Annotated in this window: 20 protein-coding genes; 18 read left to right on the forward strand and 2 right to left on the reverse strand. The window is 69.5% G+C overall.

Annotation, left to right across the window (positions count from 1 at the left end; translation table 11 throughout):
* The first annotated feature begins 34 nt into the window (after positions 1-34).
* The 16 genes from BM076_RS24140 to BM076_RS24220 all read left to right on the forward strand — a co-directional run bounded on the left by BM076_RS24140 (position 35) and on the right by BM076_RS24220 (position 19,352).
* The gene (locus tag BM076_RS24140) at positions 35-364 is read left to right on the forward strand and encodes a TcmI family type II polyketide cyclase (RefSeq protein ID WP_093715796.1); all 330 of its coding nucleotides are present in this window, start codon (positions 35-37) and stop codon (positions 362-364) included.
* Positions 365-413: 49 nt separating this feature from the next.
* The gene (locus BM076_RS24145) at positions 414-1,670 is read left to right on the forward strand and encodes a beta-ketoacyl-[acyl-carrier-protein] synthase family protein (protein WP_093715797.1); all 1,257 of its coding nucleotides are present in this window, start codon (positions 414-416) and stop codon (positions 1,668-1,670) included.
* The gene (locus tag BM076_RS24150; protein ID WP_093715798.1) at positions 1,667-2,884 is read left to right on the forward strand and encodes a ketosynthase chain-length factor; all 1,218 of its coding nucleotides are present in this window, start codon (positions 1,667-1,669) and stop codon (positions 2,882-2,884) included. The genes BM076_RS24145 and BM076_RS24150 overlap by 4 nt, the downstream gene beginning before the upstream one ends.
* A 62-nt stretch (positions 2,885-2,946) precedes the next feature.
* Positions 2,947-3,216, forward strand: a complete 270-nt coding sequence (locus tag BM076_RS24155; protein WP_093715799.1) for an acyl carrier protein — start codon at positions 2,947-2,949, stop codon at positions 3,214-3,216.
* A 135-nt stretch (positions 3,217-3,351) separates the two neighbouring features.
* Positions 3,352-4,137 (forward strand): 3-oxoacyl-ACP reductase FabG, encoded by a 786-nt coding sequence (gene fabG, locus BM076_RS24160; protein ID WP_093715800.1) that lies wholly within the window; start codon positions 3,352-3,354, stop codon positions 4,135-4,137.
* A 66-nt stretch (positions 4,138-4,203) separates the two neighbouring features.
* On the forward strand, positions 4,204-5,151 hold the full coding sequence (locus BM076_RS24165; protein WP_093715801.1) for an aromatase/cyclase: 948 nt from the start codon (positions 4,204-4,206) through the stop codon (positions 5,149-5,151).
* A 1-nt stretch (position 5,152) separates the two neighbouring features.
* Positions 5,153-8,449 carry an FAD-dependent monooxygenase gene (locus tag BM076_RS37665; protein ID WP_245796280.1) on the forward strand — a complete coding sequence of 1,099 codons (3,297 nt, stop codon included), beginning with the start codon at positions 5,153-5,155 and terminating at the stop codon, positions 8,447-8,449.
* Positions 8,450-8,540: 91 nt separating this feature from the next.
* A complete protein-coding gene (locus BM076_RS24180; protein ID WP_093715802.1) occupies positions 8,541-9,200 on the forward strand; it encodes a nitroreductase/quinone reductase family protein in 660 nt (219 codons plus the stop codon).
* Positions 9,201-9,268: 68 nt separating this feature from the next.
* Positions 9,269-9,481, forward strand: coding sequence for a hypothetical protein (locus tag BM076_RS24185; protein ID WP_143120630.1), 213 nt, complete (start codon positions 9,269-9,271; stop codon positions 9,479-9,481).
* 23 nt (positions 9,482-9,504) lie between these two features.
* Positions 9,505-10,320: a dienelactone hydrolase family protein gene (locus BM076_RS24190; RefSeq protein ID WP_093715804.1), complete on the forward strand. Its 816-nt coding sequence runs from the start codon at positions 9,505-9,507 to the stop codon at positions 10,318-10,320.
* A gap of 152 nt (positions 10,321-10,472) precedes the next feature.
* Positions 10,473-12,152, forward strand: coding sequence for an MFS transporter (locus tag BM076_RS24195; protein ID WP_245796281.1), 1,680 nt, complete (start codon positions 10,473-10,475; stop codon positions 12,150-12,152).
* 391 nt (positions 12,153-12,543) lie between these two features.
* Positions 12,544-14,241, forward strand: coding sequence for an NAD(P)/FAD-dependent oxidoreductase (locus BM076_RS24200; protein ID WP_177246586.1), 1,698 nt, complete (start codon positions 12,544-12,546; stop codon positions 14,239-14,241).
* Positions 14,242-14,281: 40 nt separating this feature from the next.
* Positions 14,282-15,790, forward strand: coding sequence for an FAD-binding oxidoreductase (locus tag BM076_RS24205; RefSeq protein ID WP_143120631.1), 1,509 nt, complete (start codon positions 14,282-14,284; stop codon positions 15,788-15,790).
* A gap of 119 nt (positions 15,791-15,909) precedes the next feature.
* Positions 15,910-17,268 (forward strand): cation:proton antiporter domain-containing protein, encoded by a 1,359-nt coding sequence (locus BM076_RS24210; protein ID WP_245796283.1) that lies wholly within the window; start codon positions 15,910-15,912, stop codon positions 17,266-17,268.
* Positions 17,265-17,822 carry a flavin reductase family protein gene (locus BM076_RS24215; RefSeq protein ID WP_245796284.1) on the forward strand — a complete coding sequence of 186 codons (558 nt, stop codon included), beginning with the start codon at positions 17,265-17,267 and terminating at the stop codon, positions 17,820-17,822. The genes BM076_RS24210 and BM076_RS24215 overlap by 4 nt, the downstream gene beginning before the upstream one ends.
* 102 nt (positions 17,823-17,924) lie before the next feature.
* On the forward strand, positions 17,925-19,352 hold the full coding sequence (locus BM076_RS24220; protein ID WP_093715808.1) for a cation:proton antiporter: 1,428 nt from the start codon (positions 17,925-17,927) through the stop codon (positions 19,350-19,352).
* A gap of 43 nt (positions 19,353-19,395) precedes the next feature.
* Here BM076_RS24220 and sigJ read toward each other — a convergent pair whose 3' ends face one another.
* Complete coding sequence (gene sigJ / locus BM076_RS24225; protein WP_093715809.1) at positions 19,396-20,475, reverse strand: RNA polymerase sigma factor SigJ; 1,080 nt, start codon at positions 20,473-20,475, stop codon at positions 19,396-19,398.
* A 170-nt stretch (positions 20,476-20,645) separates the two neighbouring features.
* On the opposite strand from sigJ, the gene BM076_RS24230 reads away from it, so the two are divergent.
* Entirely contained in the window at positions 20,646-21,053 is a 408-nt protein-coding gene (locus BM076_RS24230; protein ID WP_093715810.1) for a nitroreductase family deazaflavin-dependent oxidoreductase, read from the forward strand.
* A 66-nt stretch (positions 21,054-21,119) separates the two neighbouring features.
* Positions 21,120-21,479 carry a hypothetical protein gene (locus tag BM076_RS24235; RefSeq protein WP_093715811.1) on the forward strand — a complete coding sequence of 120 codons (360 nt, stop codon included), beginning with the start codon at positions 21,120-21,122 and terminating at the stop codon, positions 21,477-21,479.
* 27 nt (positions 21,480-21,506) lie between these two features.
* Here the strand turns inward: BM076_RS24235 and BM076_RS24240 are convergent, their stop codons facing one another.
* Positions 21,507-21,998 (reverse strand): MarR family transcriptional regulator, encoded by a 492-nt coding sequence (locus BM076_RS24240; RefSeq protein WP_093715812.1) that lies wholly within the window; start codon positions 21,996-21,998, stop codon positions 21,507-21,509.
* Positions 21,999-22,377: the final 379 nt, after the last annotated feature.

Genomic DNA, 22,377 nt, shown 5'->3' on the forward strand with positions numbered 1-22,377 from the left:
GCCGGCCGCTCACTCCCATCACAAGGAGCGAACGATGCACAGCACGTTGATCGTGGCGCGCATGCTGCCGCAATCCGCGCAGGACGTGGCGCGGATCTTCGGGGAATTCGACCAGACCGGGATGCCCGACCTGATGGGTACCCGGCGACGGGAGCTGTTCTCCTACAACGGCCTCTACTTCCACCTCCAGGACTTCGACACCGAAGCCGGCAACACCACCATCGAGGAGACCAAGAACCACCCGCTTTTCGTGCAGGTCAGCGCCGACCTGAAGCCGTACATCGAGGCCTACGACCCGGCGACCTGGAAGTCGCCGAAGGACGCGATGGCCACGCGTTTCTATCACTGGGCCAAATCCGAGTGACCCTCCGGTCCTCGGGAACTCACAAGACTCCGAAGGGAGCGGCGTCCACATGGGACGGCGAGTGGTGATAACCGGCATAGGGGTCGTGGCGCCGGGGGGTGTCGGCGTCAAGGACTTCTGGAGCCTGCTCAGCGACGGTCGCACCGCGACCAGAGGCATCACGTTTTTCGATCCCACCCCGTTCCGTTCCCGCGTGGCGGCCGAGGTCGACTTCGACCCGGAGGCCCTGGGACTGAGCCCGCAGGAGATCCGCCGGATGGACCGGGCCGCGCAGTTCGCGGTGGTCACGGCCGCCGAGGCGCTCGCGGGCAGCGGACTGGAGACGGCCGACCTCGATCCGTACCGCACCGGGGTGACCGTCGGCAGCGCCGTCGGCGCCACCATGGGCCTGGACCAGGAGTACCGCGTCACCAGTGACGGCGGGCGGCTCGACCTCAACGACCACCGGTACGCGGTACCGCATCTGTACGACTTCTTCGTGCCCAGCTCCTTCGCCAGCGAGGTCGCCTGGTCCACCGGGGCCGAGGGCCCGGCGACCGTGGTCTCCACCGGCTGCACCTCGGGCCTGGACTCGGTCGGTTACGCGGCCGAGCTGATCCGCGAGGGCAGTGTCGACGTGATGATCGCGGGCGCCACCGACGCCCCGATCTCGCCGATCACCGTGGCCTGCTTCGACGCCATCAAGGCCACCACCTCGCGCAACGACGACCCCGAGCACGCCTCGCGGCCGTTCGACAACTCCCGCAACGGCTTCGTCCTCGGCGAGGGTTCCGCGATGTTCGTGCTGGAGGAGTACGAGGCGGCCAAGGCGCGCGGCGCGCACATCTACTGCGAGATCGCCGGCTACGCCACCCGCTCCAACGCCTTCCACATGACGGGACTGCGGCCCGAGGGCCTGGAGATGGCCGAGGCCATCCGGCAGGCGCTGGACGAGGCGCGGATGAACCCCGACGAGATCGACTACGTCAACGCGCACGGCTCGGGCACCAAGCAGAACGACCGGCACGAGACCGCCGCCGTCAAGCGCACGCTCGGCGAGCACGCGTACCGGACGCCCATGAGCTCGATCAAGTCGATGGTCGGGCACTCGCTCGGCGCGATCGGCTCGATCGAGATCGCCGCGTCCGCGCTGGCGATCGAGAACAACCTCGTCCCGCCGACGGCCAATCTGCACGAGCCGGACCCGCAGTGCGACCTGGACTACGTCCCGCTCAAGGCCAGGGAGTGGACCACCGACGCGGTGCTGAGCGTCGGCAGCGGCTTCGGCGGCTTCCAGTCCGCCATGGTGCTGCGGAGGGCGTCATGACCACTTCCGTCGTCGTCACCGGCATCGGTGTCACCGCGCCCAACGGCCTGGGCACCGACGCCTTCTGGGCCGCGACCCGCGCGGGCGAGAGCGGCATCGGGCCCGTCAAGCGCTTCGACGCCACCGGCTACCCCGCCAAGCTGGCCGGCGAGGTCCCCGGCTTCGAGGCCACCGACCACCTGCCCAGCCGGCTGATCCCGCAGACCGACCACATGACCAGGCTCGCCCTGGTCGCCGCCGACTGGGCGCTGGCCGACGCCGGTGTCGCGCTCGACCAGTGGCAGCAGTTCGACATGGGCGTGATCACCGCCAGTTCGTCCGGCGGCTTCGAATTCGGCCAGAACGAACTGCAGAAGCTGTGGGCCAAGGGCGGCCAGTACGTCAGCGCGTACCAGTCCTTCGCCTGGTTCTACGCGGTGAACACCGGTCAGATCTCCATCCGCAACGGCATGCAGGGCCCCAGCGGGGTCGTCGTCTCCGACCAGGCGGGCGGCCTCGACGCCCTCGCGCAGGCCAGGCGGCAGATCCGCAAGGGCACCCGGCTGATCGTCTCCGGCGGTGTCGACGGCTCGATCTGCCCCTGGGGCTGGATCGCGCAGGTCGCCGCCGGCCGGCTGACCGGCAGCGAGGACCCGGACAAGGCCTACCGGCCGTTCGCCGCCGACGCCGACGGTTACGTCCCGGGCGAGGGCGGCGCGCTGCTCATCCTGGAGGACGCCGAGTCGGCGCGGGAGCGCGGCGCCCGGGTCTACGGCGAGATCGCCGGGTACGCCGCGACCTTCGACCCCAAGCCGGGCAGCGGGCGCGAGCCGGGCCTGAAGCGGGCCATCGAGGCGGCGCTGGCCGACGCGGGCGTGACGGCGGCCGACATCGACGTCGTGTTCGCCGACGCGGCCGCCGTGCCGGATCTCGACCGGGCCGAGGCCGAGGCGATCGGCGCGGTCTTCGGACCGCGCGGCGTCCCGGTCACCGCGCCCAAGACGATGACCGGGCGGCTCTACTCCGGGGCCGCCTCGCTCGACACGGCCGCCGCGCTGCTGTCGATCAGGGACGGGGTCATCCCGCCCACCACCAATGTCGCCCCCGCCCCCGAGTACGACCTCGACCTCGTGGTCGACGGGCCGAGGACCGCGCCGGTCGCCACCGCGCTGGTGCTGGCCAGGGGCTACGGCGGCTTCAACTCGGCGATGGTCGTGCGCAAGGCCGCGAAGTGAGCGGTACGCGCACCGCCACCGCCGTACCTCAACAGGCTCAACCAGCCAGGGAAGGGGCCGAGATGGCCGGATCCGAACTCACCATCGAAGACCTCAAGCGCATCCTGCGGGACGCGGCGGGCGAGACCGAGGGCATCGACCTGGACGGCGACATCCTCGACCAGACCTTCGAGGACCTCGGCTACGACTCGCTGGCGCTGCTGGAGACCGGCAGCCGGATCGAGCGCGAGCACGGGATCGAGCTGGAGGACACCTCGGTCACCGTCGTCGAGACGCCGCGCGCGCTGCTCGCGGTCGTCAACGAGCAGCTGGCCGCCGAACGCGCGGCCTGACGCTCCCCCCACCCGGTGCCGCCGCCGCGTTCCCGAGACACGGCGGCGGCACCGACCACGAGCACGCACCGAGTACGCAGCACGCAGCACGTACGTATACGCAGCCGAGCGGTACCGAGTCGGAGGAGCAGTCACATGTCGGCAGAGGGTCAGCGGGTCGCTCTCGTCACCGGGGCCACCAGCGGAATCGGGCTCGCCGTCACCAGGGCGCTGGCCGCGCAGGGACACCAGGTGTTCATATGCGCGCGGACGCCCGAGAGCGTGGAAGTAACCGTCAAGGAACTGCGGGACGAGGGCCTGGACGTCGACGGCACCGACTGCGACGTCAAGAACGGCGACGACATCAAGGCGTTCGTGCTCGCCGCCGTCGAGCGCTACGGGCCGGTCGACGTCCTGGTCAACAACGCGGGCCGCAGCGGCGGGGGAGTGACCGCCGACATCGACGACGAGCTGTGGTTCGACGTCGTCAACACCAACCTCAACAGCGTCTTCCTGATGACCCGCGAGGTGCTCAACACCGGCGGCATGCGCTACCGCGACCGCGGCCGGATCATCAACATCGCGTCCACCGCGGGCAAGCAGGGCGTCGTGCTCGGCGCCCCGTACTCCGCGTCCAAGCACGGCGTCGTGGGCTTCACCAAGGCGCTCGGCAACGAGCTGGCGCCGACCGGCATCACCGTCAACGCGGTCTGCCCGGGATACGTCGAGACGCCGATGGCGGCGCGGGTCCGGCAGGGCTACGCGGCGGCCTACTCCACCAGCGAGGACGCGATCCTGGAGAAGTTCCAGTCCAAGATCCCGCTCGGCCGCTACTCCACCCCGGAGGAGGTGGCCGGCCTGGTCGGCTACCTGGCCACCGACACCGCGGCGTCGATCACCGCGCAGGCCATCAACGTCTGCGGCGGCCTCGGCAACTTCTGATCCGCCGCGGTCATCGCTGCGGCTTCTGCTCCCGTACGACGTCCGACTCGCGTGAGGGGAACGACAATGACGCAGATGGGCCACCGCGAGGTGGAGCACGAGATCACGATGAACGCCCCGGCCGCCGCGGTCTACCGGCTGATCGCCGAGGTGGAGAACTGGCCGCGGATCTTCCCGCCGACCGTTTTCGTCGACCATGTGGAGCGCTCCGACAACGAGGAGCGGATCCGGATCTGGGCGACCGCCAACGGCGCGGCCAAGAACTGGACCTCGCGCCGGGTCCTCGACCCGGACGCGCTGCGGATCGAATTCCGCCAGGAGGTCTCCGCGCCGCCGGTCGCGGCGATGGGCGGCACCTGGGTGATCGAGCCGATCTCGGACAACGAGTCCCGGGTGCGGCTGCTGCACGACTACCGGGCCATCGACGACAAGCCCGAGGATCTGGCCTGGATCGACGAGGCCGTGGACCGCAACAGCCGCTCCGAGCTGGCCGCGCTGAAGAAGAACGTGGAGCTGGTCGTCGGGTCCTCCGACGAACTGCTGCTGTCCTTCTCCGACACCGTCCACATCGACGGTTCGGCCAAGGACGTCTACGACTTCATCAACGAGGCCCAGCTGTGGAAGGAGCGGCTGCCGCACGTGGCGCGGGTCTCGCTGGAGGAGGAGACGCCGGGGCTGCAGATCCTGGAGATGGACACCCTCACCAAGGACGGCTCCTCGCACACCACCAAGTCGGTGCGCGTGACCTTCCCGCACAGCAGGATCGTCTACAAGCAGATCACCGTGCCCGCGCTGATGACCCTGCACACCGGCTACTGGCTGTTCGAGGAGGAGGGCGACGGCGTCGCCGCCACCTCGCAGCACACCGTGGTCATCAACACCGAGAACATCACCAAGATCCTCGGCCCGGAGGCCGGGATCGCGCAGGCGCGCACCTTCGTGCAGAACGCGCTGAGCACCAACAGCCGGGCCACCCTGGGCCACGCCAAGGACTACGCCGAGGGCCGGCGCTGAAATGACCACTGACGTCATCATTGTCGGCGCGGGGCCGGTCGGCCTGATGCTGGCCGGTGAACTCCGGCTGGGCGGCGCCCGGGTGACGGTGCTGGAGCGGCTCGCCGCGCCGACCACCGAGTCCCGGGCGTCCACCCTGCACGCCCGCACCATGGAACTCTTCGACCAGCGCGGCCTGCTGGAGACGCTGGGCACACCGCCCAACGAGCCGATGGGCCACTTCGGGGGGCTGCCGCTCGACCTGAGCGAGCCGACCACCCGCTATCCCGGCCAGTGGAAGGTCCCGCAGGCCAGGGTCGAGGAACTCCTCGCGCAGTGGGCCGGCGGCCTCGGCGCGGTGATCAGGCGCGAGCACGAACTGCTCGGCCTGACCACGGGCGGCGCCGCGGGTGACGAAGGTGTGGAGGTCGAGGTCGCCACGCCGGACGGCGTCACCCGGCTCACGGCCGGCTGGCTGGTCGGCTGCGACGGCGAGGAGTCGGCCGTGCGGCGGCTCGGCGGCTTCGGCTTCCCCGGTTCCGACGCCACCAAGGAGCTGCTGCGCTGCGACGTGCTGGGGCTCGACATCCCCAACCGCCGTTTCCAGCGGCTGCCGAACGGCGTGGCGATCGCCGCCACCCGCAACGGCGTGACCCGGGTGATGGTGCACGAATTCGGCCGCGACGTACGGCCGCGGACCGCGGAGCCCGAGTACGCCGAGATCGCCGCGGTCTGGGCCAGGGTCACCGGTGAGGACATCACCGGTGGCACCCCGACCTGGCTGAACGCCTTCGGCAACACCACCCGGCAGGCGGCCGAGTACCGCCGCGGCCGGGTGCTGCTGGCAGGGGACGCCGCGCACCGGCAGATGCCGGTCGGCGGCCAGGCGCTCAACCTGGGGCTCCAGGACGCGGCCAACCTCGGCTGGAAGCTCGCCGCCGAGGTCACCGGGCGCGCGCCCGCCGGGCTGCTGGACTCGTACCACACCGAACGGCACGCGGTCGGGCGCCGGGTGCTGTCCAACATCGAGGCGCAGACGGTGATCCTCTTCGGTCCGCCGGAGACGGAGGCGGTGCGCGCCGCGACCGGTGAACTGCTCACCGCCACCTCGGTGGTGCGCGGCCACCTCGCGGGCATGATCAGCGGCCTCGACATCCGCTACGGCGACCTCGGCGAGGACACCGATCCCGGTTCGGACGGTGAGCTGACCGGCCGCCGGGTCCCGCACGTCGAGCTGGTGACCGCGGACGGGCCGACGAGCACCACCGAGCTGCTGCGGCCCGGGCGCGGGGTGCTGCTCGACCTGTCCGGGGACCCCAAGCGGCGCGGCAAGGTCACCAAGGCCGCGGCCGGCTGGGCGGACCGGATCGACGTCGTCCCGGCACGGCTGGCCGCGCCCGGATCGCCGCTCGACGGGCAGAAGACCGTCCTGCTGCGGCCCGACGGCCACATCGCCTGGGCCACGCCCCGCGCGCTCGACCCGGTCCCGGCGCTGCGGCGCTGGTACGGCGAGCCGGCGGCCCCCGCCGCGGCACAGGCCCCCGCGGCCGTACCCGTAGAGGCGGCCGTACCCGTAAAGGAGCCCGCTTCCGTAAAGGAACCCGCGCCCGTACGGGCACCGGCTCCGGTGCCCGTCACGACCCGGCCGGCCGGTCCCGTGCCCGACGCGGAGCACACCTGCGACGTGCTCATCGTCGGGTCCGGGCTCGCCGGTTCGGTGAGCGCGGCGATCCTCGCCCGGCAGGGCAAGAGCGTGGTGCTGGTCGACTCCGGGGCGCATCCGCGGATGGCGATAGGCGAGTCGATGACCCCGCAGGTCACCGAGTGGCTGCACATCCTCGCGGTCCGCTTCGACCTGCCCGAGCTGCGCCATCTGCTGGACCACCGGTCGGTGGCGCGGCACCTCGGCCCGGTGCACGGCAGGAAGCAGAGCTTCGGCTTCGTCCGGCACGAGTCCGGCCAGGAGCCGGACCCGCGCGAGACCACGATGTTCGCCATCCCGAAGGCGCTGACCCAGTCCAGCCATCTGTACCGGCAGGACACCGACGCCTACTTCTTCCGGGTGGCCGCCAAGTACGGCGCCAGGACCCGGCAGAACTGGCGGCTGTCCGACCTGGAGTTCGACGACGACGGGGTGACCGTCACCGGCCAGAACGGCGAGGTCTTCCGCGCCCGCTACCTGATCGACGGCAGCGGCCACCGGTCGCTGCTCGCCGACAAGCTGGGCCTGCGCGAGCAGCCCGCCCGCTTCAAGCACCACTCGCGGTCGCTGTTCACGCACTACATCGGCGTCACGCCGTTCGACGAGGTCAGCCACCACCCGGAGAGCCTGCGCCCGCCCAAGCACGCACCGTGGAGCGGCGGCACCCTGCACCACCTGATCGAGCGCGGCTGGTTCTGGATCATCCCGTTCAACAACCGGCGTGGCTCGCTCAATCCGGTGACCAGCGTCGGCCTGACGATGGACGAGCGGGTCTATCCGCGGCCCCGCGACATCAGCCCCGAGCAGGAGTTCGCCCGCTTCCTCGACCGCTACCCGGCGGTGAAGCGGCAGTTCCAGGGGGCGCGGCGGGTGCGCGAATGGGTCTCCACCGACCGGCTGCAGTACAGCTCGAACCGGTCGGTCGGCGAGCGCTGGTGCCTGATGTCGCACGCGGCCGGCTTCCTCGACCCGCTGTTCTCGCGCGGCCTGTCCAACACCTTCGAGGTCGTCTTCTCGCTGATGACGCGGCTGCTGCCGGCCCTGGACGAGGACGACTTCGCGGTCGAACGCTTCGAGTACATCGACCGGTTGGAGCGCGGCCTGCTCCACTACAACGACGAGATCGTCAACAGCTCCTACATCTCCTTCAGCCACTTCCGGCTGTGGAACGCGGTCTTCCGGGTGTGGGCCGGCTTCGCCACCCCCGGGGTGATGCGGCTGGCGCGGGCGCGGATCAACTACCAGCTCAGCGGCGATCCGGCGGATCTCGACGAGCTGGAGAACGCGCCGTACCCGGGGCTGTGGTGGCCGGAGCCGGCCGTCCGGGAGATCGTCGACCTCACCGCCGAGACGTGCGAGAAGTACGAGGCCGGCCTGATCGACGGCGACCGGGCCGCGGACATCATCTTCGACAAGCTCGGCCGCTGCGAACTGCTCAACCCGGTGTTCGGCTGGCGCGGCGACGAGGACAACCGGCTGATCGCGCCGACCACGGCGGAGATGGCGAAGTTCATGTACTGGGCCGTCCGCAAGGCCCCGCCGCAGATGCGGGACCTCGGCTCCGCCCTGCTGTCCGGCACCGTCCGGGCCGGCGTCAAGGGCCGCAAGGTCCTCTGAGGTCCCGAGGGTCCTCCGGGACTTCCTTGCGACTCCCTTGAAAATCCCTGCTGCCGATACGCACCACACCTCTCGGGAAAGGGCACCACTCATGCAGACCACGCCGAAGTCCACGGCGGACATGCCGGATTCCATGGCCGAGCCGATGGGCGACACCTCGGTGATCCAGCAGACCGAGGCGCTGTCCTCCTTCCGGACCACGCGCCCGGACCAGGGCCTGGACGCGGGCCCGATCACCCGGGCCTTCATGCGCGTCAACGTCTACATCTACTCCAAGCCGCCGAAGAAGGTGCAGAAGAAGCTGAGCAAGGGCGCGCTGAACGTGCACATCTGGCTGTACGAGCGGTCCCAGGGCCGCATCGGCGGCAAGATGGGCAAGCTCGACGCGCTGCTGCTGCACACGCTGGGCCGCAAGAGCGGCAAGGAGCGCGTGGTGCCGATCGGTTACATCTACGAGCGCGGCTTCTTCTACGCCGTCGCCGTGCCCGGCCACTTCGACATCCCCGGCGGCCCCAAGGGCCTGCACCCGGCGTGGTACCTCAACCTGAAGGCGACGCCCGAGGTGACCATCAACATCGGCCGGGAGAAGATCGTCGCCCTCGCGGAGACCATGTCGGGCCCCGAGCGGGACCGGATCTGGGCGAAGTACAGCGAAGTGCTGCCCTTCATCAACGAGTTCCAGAACCGCGCGAGCCGGCTGCTCCCGGTGGTCAGGTTCACGCCGAAGGACATGCTGCCCGACACCATGTGACCAGTGCGGGGGCCGCCCGTCGCGGAGCGGCCCCCGCAGCCGCCCGACCACCAGGAAGGCCCCGTACCGTGAGCACTGTGTCCGAGCCGACGGCCGCGAAGGAACCGAGCACGCTGCGGACGGCGATCACTGTCGCTACGCTGGCCGCCAACTTCCTCACCGTCACCAAGAAGATCCGCAGGGCGAACGGGTCGCCGCACGCGCTCGACCACATCGACCTGATCGCGAGCATCACCACCTTCGCCATCCTCGCCGTCAGGACACGGCAGGGACAGCGCTGACGACGCCTCTAGGAGAACCTCCCGTGACCGGTACGGCACCCACCTCCGATCTCACCGGCTGGCGCGCGACCCCGTTCACCGGGGCCGGGCTCACCCACGACGTGTACGAGAAGGGCACCGGTCCCGGTGTGGTGCTCGTCCCGGAGATCCCGGGCATGACGCCCGAGGTGCTGGGCCTGGCCGACCACCTGGTCGACCAGGGGTTCACCGTGGCGATGCCCTCGCTGTTCGGGACGCCGGGCAAGAAGAACTCCACTCCCTACACGCTGTCGATCGTCGCCAAGCTGTGCGTGTCCGCCGAATTCCGGGCCTTCGCGCTCGACGCGCGGCGCCCGGTCGCGGACTACCTCAGGGCGCTGGTCCGCGATCTCGCGGCCCGCACCGAGGGCCCCGGCGTCGGCATCGTCGGCATGTGCTTCACCGGCGGCTTCGCGCTGGCCGCGGCGGGCGAGGACGTGGTGCTCGCACCGGTCGTCGCCCAGCCCGCGGTGCCCTTCCCGGTGAGCGCCAGGCGGCGCGCCGACCCCGGCATGTCGCAGGGCGAACTGGACGGCGTGGTGAGCCGTACGAAATCCGCCGGGCTGTGCGTGCTCGGCATGCGCTTCAGCGAGGACGCCGCGTCCCCGCGGGCCAGGTTCGACACCCTGCGGCGCAGCCTCGGCGACGCCTTCGAGGTGATCGAGCTGGACTCGTCCAAGGGCAACGCGGGCGGCTTCTCCAAGGGCGCCCATCCCGTACTGACCGAAGAGATGCGCGACACCCCGGGCCACCCGGCGCTGGCGGCACGCGAGCGAGTGGTGGAGTTCCTGCGCGAGCGCCTGGTGCCCGCCGCGGACTGAACCATGCCCCTCCTTGGTGACGGTTGGGTCTCGGCCCGGCCCGGCCGCCGCCGCGATGTCACACCCGCGCCCCTCGCACCCCTCTTGGGGGCAAGGGGCTGTGGGTCGTGCAACGCCGTGCGGCCCGACTCGCGCGGCAAGGAGGAAGAACCGTGAACAAATGGCGTGGTAATCCCTGGGTCATCCTGACGATCCTGTCCTTCGGGTTCTTCATGACCCTGCTCGACCTGACGATCGTGAACATCGCGATCCCCGACATGGTCGACAGCATCGACGCCTCGCTCGACCAGATCCTGTGGGTCGTCAACGCCTACACCCTCGCGCTCGCCGTCCTGATGATCACCGCGGGCCGGCTCGGCGACCTCATGGGCAAGAAGAACCTCTTCATCGGCGGTGTCACGCTCTTCACCGCGGCAAGCCTGGCCTGCGGCCTGGCCCAGGACCCGTGGCAGCTCATCGCCTTCCGCGCGGTGCAGGGCTTCGGCGCGGCGCTGCTGCTGCCGCAGACCCTGTCGATGATCGCGGACGTGTTCCCGGACGAGAAGCGCGGTGTCGCCCTCGGTATCTGGGGCACGGTCGCCGGTCTCGCCTCGGTCGCGGGTCCGAGCCTCGGCGGTCTGCTGGTCACCAAGCTCAGCTGGCGCTGGATCTTCTTCGTCAACGTGCCGATCGGTGTGCTGGCGCTCATCGCCTCGTTCATGTTCATGCCGAGCGCGGCCCGTACCGTCAAGCACCGCTTCGACATCCCCGGCGTGGTGCTGACCACCATCGCCCTGTTCCTGCTCGCCTTCGGCCTGATCGAGGGCCAGAAGTACAGCTGGAACGGCGCGATCTGGGGCACGATCGCGGCCGGTGTCGTGGTGCTCGCGATCTTCCTGGTCTACCAGCGCGGCCAGCAGGAGAACGAACCGCTGGTCCCGTTCGTGCTGTTCAAGGACCGCAACTTCTCGGTGGTCAACTTCGTCGGCATCGCCGTCTCGTTCGGCGTCGTCGGCCTGCTGCTGCCGCTGACCATCTACCTGCAGTCGGTGCTCGGCTTCAGCGCCCTGAAGGCCGGCGGCGTGCTCGTCCCGATGGCGATCGGCTCGATGCTGACCGCGGGTCCCTCCGGTGTGATCGCGGAGAAGTTCGGCGGCAAGTACATCCTGATGGGCGGTCTGATCGCGTACATCGGCGGTGTCTTCTGGATCATCGAGACGGTGAAGGTCGGCCAGAGCTGGACCGGGCTCATCGCCCCCGTGGTGATCATCGGCGCCGGCATGGGCTGCACCTTCACCCCGATGGCCACCGAGGTCATGCGCAATGTGCCGCCGCGGCTGACCGGTGCCGCCTCCGGTGTGAACAACGCGCTGCGGCAGGTCGGTTCCGTGATGGCCGGCGCCGTGATCGGCGCGGTGCTGCAGAATCAGCTCGCCTCCTCCCTCAAGGACCAGGCGGCGCAGCGGGCCGGCGCCGTACCGGCGGACTTCCGCGGCCAGTTCCTGCGGAATTTCGATGACGCGGGCAAGCACCTGGAGGTCGGCGGCCAGTCCAGCAGCGCGATGAAGTTCCCGACGAGCGTGCCGGCCGATGTGGCGCACCGCATCCAGGACGCCGCCGCCGCGGTCTTCGGCCACGGCTTCATCGACGCGATGAAGCCCACCATGGTGGTGCCGATGGCCGTACTGGCGGTCGGCGCGATCGCCTGCCTGATCATCGTCGGCCCGAACAAGGAGGAGGCCGCTGCCAAGGCCGCGGCGAAGGAGGGAGCCCCCGCTCCCGACGCCACCGCGGGCGCCGTCGATTCGGCCGCGGTCGATTCCGCCGCCGATTCCGGGGCCGCCAGCCGGTAGGTTTCCCGCAGGTGGCTTCCGGAGAAACTCCGGGCGGTCACCGCAATTCCGCCGTGGCACGCAGCGGCACTCACGTCACTTCCGGTACGCAATACCGGGGTTGACACCGGGTGCCGCTGCGTGTCACGCTTTATTTGGCAGCCGTACTATGCCCGATTCGCGTCACCGTGCTGAACTGCGCTGACAACCCGCGCTGATATCCCGAGCCGTGCGTGACACCGCAAGGTTGCCACACCCCTTTTTCTTGATCGCCGGGCCGACCGTTCCAGGTCGGCCCGGCGATTGTTTTTGCCTGAGCAGGTCCCAGGAAGTCCTGAGCGAGTCCTGAGGAAATTCCGCCGCACACCCGCCGATTCCCCGCGCCGACCGCGCGGGGGGAGAGGGGCGCTCCGTGCCCAGCAAAGCCAAGGAATCCGTCCCGGTGACCAACGCCTCCGAGCCCCAGAACTGCGACGTCCTCATCATCGGGTCGGGCCTCGCGGGTTCGGTGAGCGCGGCGGTCCTCGCCCGGCAGGGCAAGAACGTGGTCATGGTGGACGCGGCGTCCCATCCGCGGATGGCGATCGGCGAGTCGATGACCCCGCAGCTCATCGAGTGGCTGCACATCATCGCCGCGCGCTTCGACGTGCCGGAGATCAAGCACCTGCTGGACATCAAGGCCACGACCAAGAACATCGGTCCGACCCACGGCAAGAAGCAGAGCTTCGGCTTCATCAAGCACGAGAAGGGCGAGGAGCCCGACCCGCGCGACGCCACGATGTTCGTCATCCCCAAGGCGCTCACCGAGGCCGGCCACCTCTACCGGCAGGACACCGACCTGTACTTCTTCAACGTGGCGGCCAAGTACGGCACCACCACGCGGCAGAACTGGCGGGTCTCCGAACTGGACTTCGACGACTTCGGGGTGACCGTCACCGGCCAGAACGGCGAGGTCTTCCGGGCCCGTTACCTGATCGACGCGAGCGGCTTCCGCTCCCTGCTGGCCGAGAAGTTCGACCTGCGCGAGAAGCCCGCGCGCTTCAAGCACCACTCGCGCTCGATGTTCACCCACTACATCGACCTCAAGCCGTTCGACGAGGTCAGCCACCACCCGGAGAGCCTGCGCCCGCCGCCGAGCGCGCCCTGGCACGGCGGCACGCTGCACCACATGATCGAGCGCGGCTGGTTCTGGATCATTCCGTTCAACAACTACAAGGATTCCAAGAATCCGGTGGTCAGCGTCGGTCTGACGATGGACGAGCGGACGTATCCCAAGCCCAAGGACATCACTCCCGAGCAGGAGTTCCAGCGCTTCCTCAACGACTACCCCGCGGTCAAGCGGCAGTTCGAGGGCGCCAAGCGGGTCCGCGAGTGGGTCTCGACCGACCGGCTGCAGTACAGCTCAAGCAAGTCGATCGGCTACCGCTGGTGCCTGATGTCGCACGCGGCCGGCTTCCTCGACCCGCTGTTCTCGCGCGGCCTGTCCAACACCTTCGAGGTGGTGTACGCGCTGTGCTCGCGGCTGCTGCCGGCCCTGGACGACGACGACTTCGCCAACGAGCGCTTCCAGTACGTCGAGGACGTCGAGCGCGGGCTGCTGCACTTCAACGACGAGCTGGTGAACAGCTCCTACATCTCCTTCAGCCACTTCCCGCTGTGGAACGCGGTGTTCCGGGTCTGGGGCGCCTATCTGACGCCCGGCGCGATCCGGCTGATCGTCGCCCGCGCCCGGTACGAGGAGACCGGCGACGTGAAATGGCTGGACGATTTGGAAAAGACGCCCAACCCGGGTCTTTGGTGGCCGAACAGCCCCGATTTCAAGAAGACCGTCGAGATCATGGGAGAGGCGTGCGAGAAGTACGAGGCCGGTGACATCGACGGTGACACCGCGGCGAACATGATCATGGACAGTCTGCGCGCTTCGGACGAACTCAACCCCGTTTTCGGGTGGGAGGACCCAGAAATCAAATTCGTGTACCCGACCACCGCGCAGATGGCTAAGTTCATGTACTGGGCCAACACCAAGGCCCCGGGCGAGATGCGCGGACTGGGTCGCGACATGGTAAGCGGAATACTGCGGTCCGCTCTGCGTGGGAAAAAGTTCGTATGACGCCCGAAGTTCTCCAACTGACCGAAAGTTGAACGGCACCATGATCAGTCGCAGAAAAGTCCTCGGTGCGGGCGCGACCGCGGTGGCCCTGTCCGGGATCGGGGCCACCACCGGTTTCGCCGGCAGCTCCGCGCCCTGGAGCAGGCTGCGTTCGAGCCTCCAGGGTCAGCTCGTCCTGCCGAGCGACGCCGGTTACACCACGGCCAAGCAACTCGACCTCCAGCAGTTCGACGTGATCCACCCGCAGGCGGTCGCGTACTGCGTCAGCACCAACGACGTGGCACGGAGCCTGAAATTCGCGCAGGACTACTGCATACCCTTCGCCGTGCGCAGCGGAGGGCACAGCGGCGGCGGGTACTCGACCAGCACCGGCCTGGTGATCGACGTCTCCAGGCTCAACTCCATATCCGTCGGCCGGAACAAGGTGACGGTCGGCACCGGTGTGCAGGGCGTCGACGCCATCGCCGCCCTCGCCCCGCACGGCAAGGCCATCATCGGCGGCTACTGCCCCACGGTCGCCGTCGGCGGCTTCTACCAGGGCGGCGGCCTCGGCGTACTGACCCGGCCCTACGGCGTCGGCTCGGACCGGATCGCCTCGGCGAAGGTGGTGCTGGCCAACGGTGACGTCGTCACCGCCTCGCCCACCCAGAACCGGGACCTCTACTGGGGCATCCGCGGCGCCGGCGGCGGCAACTTCGGCGTCGTCACCTCGTACGACATCACCACCGTCGACGTCACGCAGCTGGCGATCGTCAACCTCACCTGGACCTTCGACAAGGCCGCCGACGTCCTGGACGGCTACGCCCGCTGGTCGGTGGACGCCCCGCGCACCATCAGTGGCGGCGCCTTCCTCCAGCTCTTCGACGCCGCTCCCGGCGCTCCGGTCAACGTCATGGTCTTCGTGGCCGGCACCGGCACCCCGGCCGAACTCGACGCCGAGGTCGCCCGGCTGCTGTCGCTGACCGGGGCCCCGGCCACCCAGACGCCTTCCAGCGTGGTGCCCTACCAGGCGCTCATGATGGGCTTCTTCCGGTGCGCGGCCGACGTCACCGCCTGCCACCGCGCCGACACCACCCCCGGCGGAACGATTCCGCGCTCCGCGTTCGGCCTCCAGCGCAGCCGGTTCTTCAACCGGCTGCCGTCCAAGAGCGTCTGGGAGGACGCCGCGGCGCTCTTCGAGACGCTGCGGGTGCCCGGCCAGGCGCACCTGATGGAACTGCTGCCGCTGGGCGGCGCGGTGAAGGACCTACGGCGCACGGACACCGCCTTCGTGCACCGGGACGCGCTGTTCACGGTGAACTTCCTGACCGACATCGCCACCCCGGACGCCGCCGACTCGGCGGGCCGGGCGGCGGGCCAGGCGTTCGTCGACAACGGCTTCGGCATCATCGACCCGCAGTCCGCCGGCGAGACGTACCAGAACTTCATCGACCCGGAGCTGCCCGACTGGCGGCAGTCGTACTACGCCGAGAACTACCCCCGGCTGTCGTACGTCAAGCACCACTACGACCCGCACAACGCCTTCAGGTTCGCCCAGAGCATTCGCTGACACCAGGGGGTCCGGGAACAGTCACCCGGTCCCCGGAACAACCCCTTCACACCGCGGCGGGGTGGCACGCGCGACAGCGTGCCACCCCGCTGTCGTGCGTCCGTCCCCGGAGGACAGCGATGGAAAGCCACGCGATGGACAGCTACGCGCTGAAGAGTCTCGCCCCCCATGCCGACCTGCAAATAGCCACCATGCTGGCGGGCATCGCCTGCGTCCTGCTGGTGGGGGTGCTGCTCGGCAGCCTCGCCAAACGGGTCCGCCAGCCCCGGGTGATCGGCGAGATCCTCGCCGGTATCGCGCTCGGACCGAGCCTGCTCGGGCTGCTGCCCGGCGACCTGCCGCACAAGCTCTTCCCGGCCGACGTCCGCCCGCTGCTCTCCGCGGTCTCCAACGTCGGTCTCGCGCTCTTCATGTTCATGGTCGGCTGGGAGTTCGAGAAGCGGATCCTGCGCCCGCACCGCGGGATGGCCGCGGCCGTGTCGATCTCCTCCGTGGCGCTGGCCTTCGGCCTCGGCGTCGCCGTCTCGGCGCTGCTCTACCCGCACCACAAGGTCGTGGCCGGACACCACATCTCGTTCCTGACCTTCTCCACGTTCATGGGCGCGGCCATGTCGGTGACCGCCTTCCCGGTGCTCGCCCGGATCCTCACCGACAACCGCATCACCCACACCCGCGTCGGCACCCTCGCCCTGGCCAGCGCCGCCGTGGACGACATCCTCGCCTGGTGCATGCTCGCCTACGTCTCCGCGCTGGTCACCTCCAAGGGCTCCGGCGACCTGCTCCAGGTGCTCAGCCTGAGCGCGGTGTACGTGGCCGTCATGTTCCTGGCCGTCAAGCCGCTGCTGGCCTTCACCGTCCGGTACTTCAGCGACAAGCAGCAGTGGCGCTACCTGATGGTGATCCTGGCCTCCGGCACCTTCCTGTCGTCCTACGCGACCACCTGGATCGGCATCCACGCCATCTTCGGCGCCTTCCTCTTCGGCTTCATCATGCCGCGCGAGCCTGCGGTGCAGCTCGCCGAGAACCTGCGCAAGCCGATGGACAACGTCTGCGTGATCCTGATGCCGGTCTTCTTCATCGTCACCGGCCTCGGCGTCGACATCAACGGCCTGCACGCCCGCCAGTACATGGAGCTGGGCGCGATCCTGGTGGTGGCCTGCGCCGGCAAGCTGCTCGGCGCGATGATCCCGGCCCGGATCTTCGGGATGTCCTGGCGCGAGTCCAGGGCGCTCGGCCTGCTGATGAACACCCGCGGCCTGACCGAGCTGATCATCCTCAACACCGCCGTCCAACTCGGCGTCCTGGACACCCAGATGTTCACGATGATGGTGATCATGGCGCTGGTCACCACCGCGCTGGCCGGTCCGCTGCTGCCCAGGAGCAGTGTGCTGGTGGCCGGTTCGACGGTGGACGTCGAGGTCGGCGAGGCCGACGAGGTCAGCGGTGCCGAGGCCGTACCGGCCAAGGGCCGCCCGTGAGCGCGCCGTCCGAGGGCTCCGCCGAGATCCTGCACCAGCCGGAACCGGTCGAGGGCCGGCTGCTGCGCAATGTCTGCGGCCTGTTCGTCACCGGTGTCACCGTCATCACCAGCGGCGAGGAGGGGCGCAGCGAGGGGACGACGGTCAACTCGTTCACCTCGGTGTCGCTCGACCCGCCGCTGGTGCTCTTCTGCCTGCACAAGGCGTCGCGGCTGCGCACGGTGATCGACGAGGCCGGTTCCTTCGTCGTCAACTTCCTGGCCGGACCGCAGGAACCGCTGGCCCGCGCCTTCGCGGGCAAGGACACCGCCGCCGTCAAGGACGTGCCGCACCACCACTCGGCCGAGGGCATGCCGGTACTGAGCGAGGCGCTGGCGTTCCTGGCCTGCCGGCTGGAGAACGAGTTCGACGGCGGCGACCACACCATCTTCGTCGGCCGCGTCGTGGAACTCGGCGTGCCCCGCGAACACCAGGAACCGCTGATCTTCTTCCGCGGCTCGCTGGGCGCTCTGGAGGAGGAACCGCGGGGCGCGCACCCGATCTTCGACGGCTGACCGGCCCCGCCCCCGTACGCCGCCGGGGGGACCGTACGTGGCCTGACCGCCCGAACGCCCGCCGTGTGGCCGTGAATCCGTGCATCAGTGAGGAGCTCTTCGATGAGTCCGATCAGCATGGCCGCGGAAACCGTGGATCCGCTTCCGCAGCACACATTGCTGGTGTTCCTGCTCCAGATCGGCGCGCTGCTCCTGCTGGCGCTGGTGCTCGGGCGGCTTGCGGGCCGGTTCGGTCTGCCGACGATCGTCGGGGAGCTGGCCGCGGGCGTCCTGCTCGGACCATCGGTACTGCTGCACACGGCGCCCGGCCTGTCCGGCTGGCTCTTCCCGCAGGACGCCACCCAGATGCATCTGCTCGACGCCGTCGGGCAGTTGGGCGTCCTGCTGCTGGTCGGTTTCACCGGCATGCATCTGGATCTGAAGGTGGTCCGCACCCACGGCGGCAAGGCGGCGGGCGTCAGCTCCGCCGCCCTGCTGCTGCCGCTCGCGCTCGGCGTCTGGCTCGGTTACGCGCTGCCCGGTGAACTGCGGCCGGCCGACGCCGATCCCGCGGTCTTCGCCTGGTTCGTCGGTGTGGCGATGTGCGTCAGTTCGATCCCGGTGATCGCCCGGGTGCTGGTCGACATGAAACTGATCCACCGCAACGTCGGCCAGATGATCCTCGTCGTGGGCACGGTCGACGACGCGGTGGGCTGGCTGCTGGTCTCCGTGGTGACCGCGATGGCCACCACCGGTGTCGGCGCCCACGAGATCGCCACCCCGCTGTGGCACCTGGCCGTCGTCATCCTCGTCGTGCTGACGGTGGGACGGTGGCTGGTCCGGTCGGTGCTGCGCGTGGTGAGCCGCGCGGCCTCCCGCGGCGTCACCATCTCCGCGACCGTCATCCTGCTCGTCCTGGCCGGGGCCGGCGCCCAGGCGCTGGGCTTCGAGGCGGTGTTCGGAGCTTTCCTGTGCGGGATCCTGATCGGCGCCCAGGGGACGGACGCCCAGGCGCGGCAGTTGGAGCCGCTGAACGCCACCGTGCTGTCCTTCCTGTCCCCGCTGTTCTTCGCGCTGGCCGGACTGCGCATCGATCTCACCGCGCTGATCCACCCGAAGACCGCGCTGTGGGGACTGTGCGCGCTGTTCGTCGCCGTGGCCAGCAAATTCCTCGGGGCCTTCATCGGCAGCGTCTTCAGCCGCCTCTCGCGCTGGGAGGCGCTCGCGCTCGGCGCCGGGATCAACGCGCGCGGTGTGATCCAGGTGATCATCGCGGTGGTGGGCGTACGGCTCGGCCTGCTGAACACCGCGATGTACAGCATCATCGTGCTGATCGCGATCCTCACCCCGCTGATGGCGCCGCCGATCCTGCGGGTCGCGACGAAGCGGATCGAGTACACCGCCGACGAGGCACGGCGCGAGGAACGCGTCCTGGCCCTGCAGGGAATGCCGGACGCTCTGGAACCGGACGCCGCGGGGCCGGTCGCCGTACCGCGCACCCCGGCCGGTGATCCGGCCCATGAACGCGGCGTCCCGGTCCATCCCACGTGACATGCCCCACGTGGGCGGGACCGGGGCTGCCGCCGCCCTCCCGCTAGCCGTCGGAGTCCGGCTCCTCGTCCCGTACGGGCTCGATGTCCCGGGCCGGCTCGATCTCCCGTGCGGGCCCGTTCTCCCGTGCGGGCCCGTTCTCCAGCGCCCCCTCGTCGTGCAGTCCTTCGAGGCGGACGCGGGAGAGCTTGTCGGGGTTGGTGACCAGGTAGATGTCGGTGACCTGGTCGTTGCTCGGGTTGAGGTCCATCACCATGACCGCGTAGGGCGAGTCACCGGAGAAGACCACGGCCGACGGGTCGCCGTTGACGTGCCGGTAGCGGATGTCGAGCGCTTCCGGCAGCCGGCTGGTGGCGTAACCGTTCAGCAGCCGGGCGACCTTGTCGCGGCCGGTGACCGGGCGCAGCGCCGAGCGGACCTTGCCGCCGCCGTCGGTCCACATCGTCACATCGGGCGCGAGCAGGCTCATCAGGTCCGCGATGTCACCGCCGAGCGCCGCGGCCACGAAGCGCTCGGTGACCTGCTGCTGAAGGTGCGGATCGGCCTGGTAGCGCGGCCTGCGGGCCTGGACGTGTTCGCGCGCCCGGTGCGCGAGTTGGCGTATGGCGGACGGACTGCGGCCGAGGATTTCGGAGATTTCCGTATGCGCGTATCCGAACACCTCGTGCAACACGAACACCGCGCGTTCCAGCGGTGTCAGCGTTTCCAGAATCACCAACAGTGCCATGGACACCGATTCATTGCGCAGCGCGGATTCCGCGGCGTCCATCGCCTGCGCCGCCTGCGGGGTGTCGAGCGCTTCCGGCACCTGGGTGATCAGTGGCTCCGGCAGCCAGGGACCGATGTACGTCTCGCGGCGTCGGCTGATCGTCGCCTGCCGGGCGAGCGCCTGATTGACGGCGATCCGCACCAGATACGCGCGCGGGTTGTCGATCTCCGGGGCATGCGGCTGCCGGACCCTTCTCGCCCAGGCCAGCCAGGTTTCCTGAAGGACGTCCTCGGTGTCCGAGACGCTGCCGAGCAGGTTGTAGACCACCGAGAACAGTAACTCCCGGTGACCCACGAACACCCGTGTGGCGTTGTCGTCGGGGTCGTCGGGCAGCTCCGCCGGGTTGTCGGACAAGGTGGGCCTCCCAGTGTGACGCGCGCTCCTGTCACCTGAGAGGAATGTCCGGCGCCCGAGTGTGACATCGGCCGGGAAAGATGTTGTTCTATTACGGCCTGTTGTCGTTTTTCTGCTCTCTTTTTTTCTGTCCTTTTCCCGTGCGAGTCCCTCGAAGAAGGAGCACAGGCATGTCCGTTAAGCGGCGGCTGGCGCGCTTGAACAAGTATTTCGGCAACCGGATCGTCGGCCGGATCCTCCCCGCGATGCCGGGGTTCGGCGCGGTCTACCACAAGGGCCGGAAGTCGGGCCGGGAGTACCGCACTCCGGTCAAGGTCTTCAAGAAGAACGGTCACATCATCCTGTCGCTCCCGTACGGCCCGGAGTCCGACTGGGTCAAGAACGTGATCGCCGCGGGCGGTTGCGAGATCAAGACCCGCGGTAAGCGCATTCCCGTGGTCGCGCCGCAGGTCTACATCGATGACAACCCGGACATCCCCGCCTTTCTGCGGTGGGCGCTCCAGCGGCTGCACATCGACGAGTTCATATCGCTGAAGATCGTCGAGGTGGAGACCGGGGCCACGGCCGAGCGGGTCTGACGGTCCGTCCCTCCTGCCCCGCCCGTCCCGCTCGCCCCGCCCCGGCCGCACTTGGAGTGATCGCCCATGCCCGCACCGAACTGGCCCGCTCTCGGCCGGTCCGTCGCCCGGTTCTGCGGCGACCGGCTGCTGCGCGCGCTGATCGCACTCGGGTCGACGACCGTCGGCGTCGTGTCGTCGGACTGGTGGAAGAGCCGCGGCGAGCACTGGTGGGAGGGCGCCGCGCCCGCCGAGGGGTCGGGGCCGCGCGCGGTGGCCGCCGCCGCGCGGACCCCGCGCGGCGGACTCGCGGACCCCGGCGTGCTGCGCAAACTGCGGGCGCTGCGCGGCAGTCAGGACCTGCCGCGGTTCGGCGAACCGTACGACGGGCACCTGGACGCGGCGCCGTGCTGGCACCCGGAGCGCCGCGCGGCGGGCGGGAGTTGAGCCGGTCCGGCGGCTCGCCGGCCGCCGTCAGCGGTCGGTGAGCGCGTCGGTCGCGTCCCGGCCCGCCTGCGCGGCGCGCAGCAGGAAGTCGGCTATCAGCACCAGTTCGGCGTCGTCGTAGTCGGCGCATATCGCGTCCATCGACTTGTTGAGCCCGACGAACATCTCCGCCGTCTCCGCCTCGCGCTCCTTGATGACCTGCACCAGGACCGCCCGCCGGTCGCTCGGATTGGGCGTCCGCACCACCCAGCCGCCGCGCTCCAGCCGGTCGAGCACCCCGGTCAGGGTGGCCGGGTGCAGCCCGGCGTTCTTGGCGAGCGCGGTCGGCCCGATCGGCCCGAAGCGGCTGACCAGGTCGAGGCACTCCAGATCGGCGTCACGCAGACCGAGATGGGTGCCGATCCGGTGGTTCAGCAGTGCCATTTGGACCGAGAGATCGCGCAACGCGTCCTTGATCCGGGTGTTGAGCCGCCTCCGCCGCCGTATTGCCGACGCACCTTGGGGCAGTGTGGAATCCATACGCTACGTTCCTCGCATCGATAGCACGCGGAGATATGAAACTACCCCAACACCCGTGGGGAACAGCCCATCGGCCGGTCCTGGCGGTCGACCGCCGGTCGTGCGGCGGATATCGGCGGGGTTCAGGCGGACACCTTCTCACAACTCCTTTACATACTCGTAGCACTTCCGCATAACAACTCCGCCCTCGTCGAAGGAAGTGACCGACGAGGGCGGAGAGGTGCCCGTGGTAACCGGAGGATCCGCTTTCGATACGGTGAGGCAGCGGCCGTCAGCGTTCGGTGACCGGATATTCGCCGGGCCCGGGCAACATGTACGGTCCGGGCAACACGTACGGTCCGGGCAACACGTACGGGAAGTGCGTGCGGGACGCGGGTAC

This window comes from Actinacidiphila alni, assembly GCF_900112845.1.
GTDB classification, from domain to species: Bacteria; Actinomycetota; Actinomycetes; order Streptomycetales; family Streptomycetaceae; genus Actinacidiphila; species Actinacidiphila alni.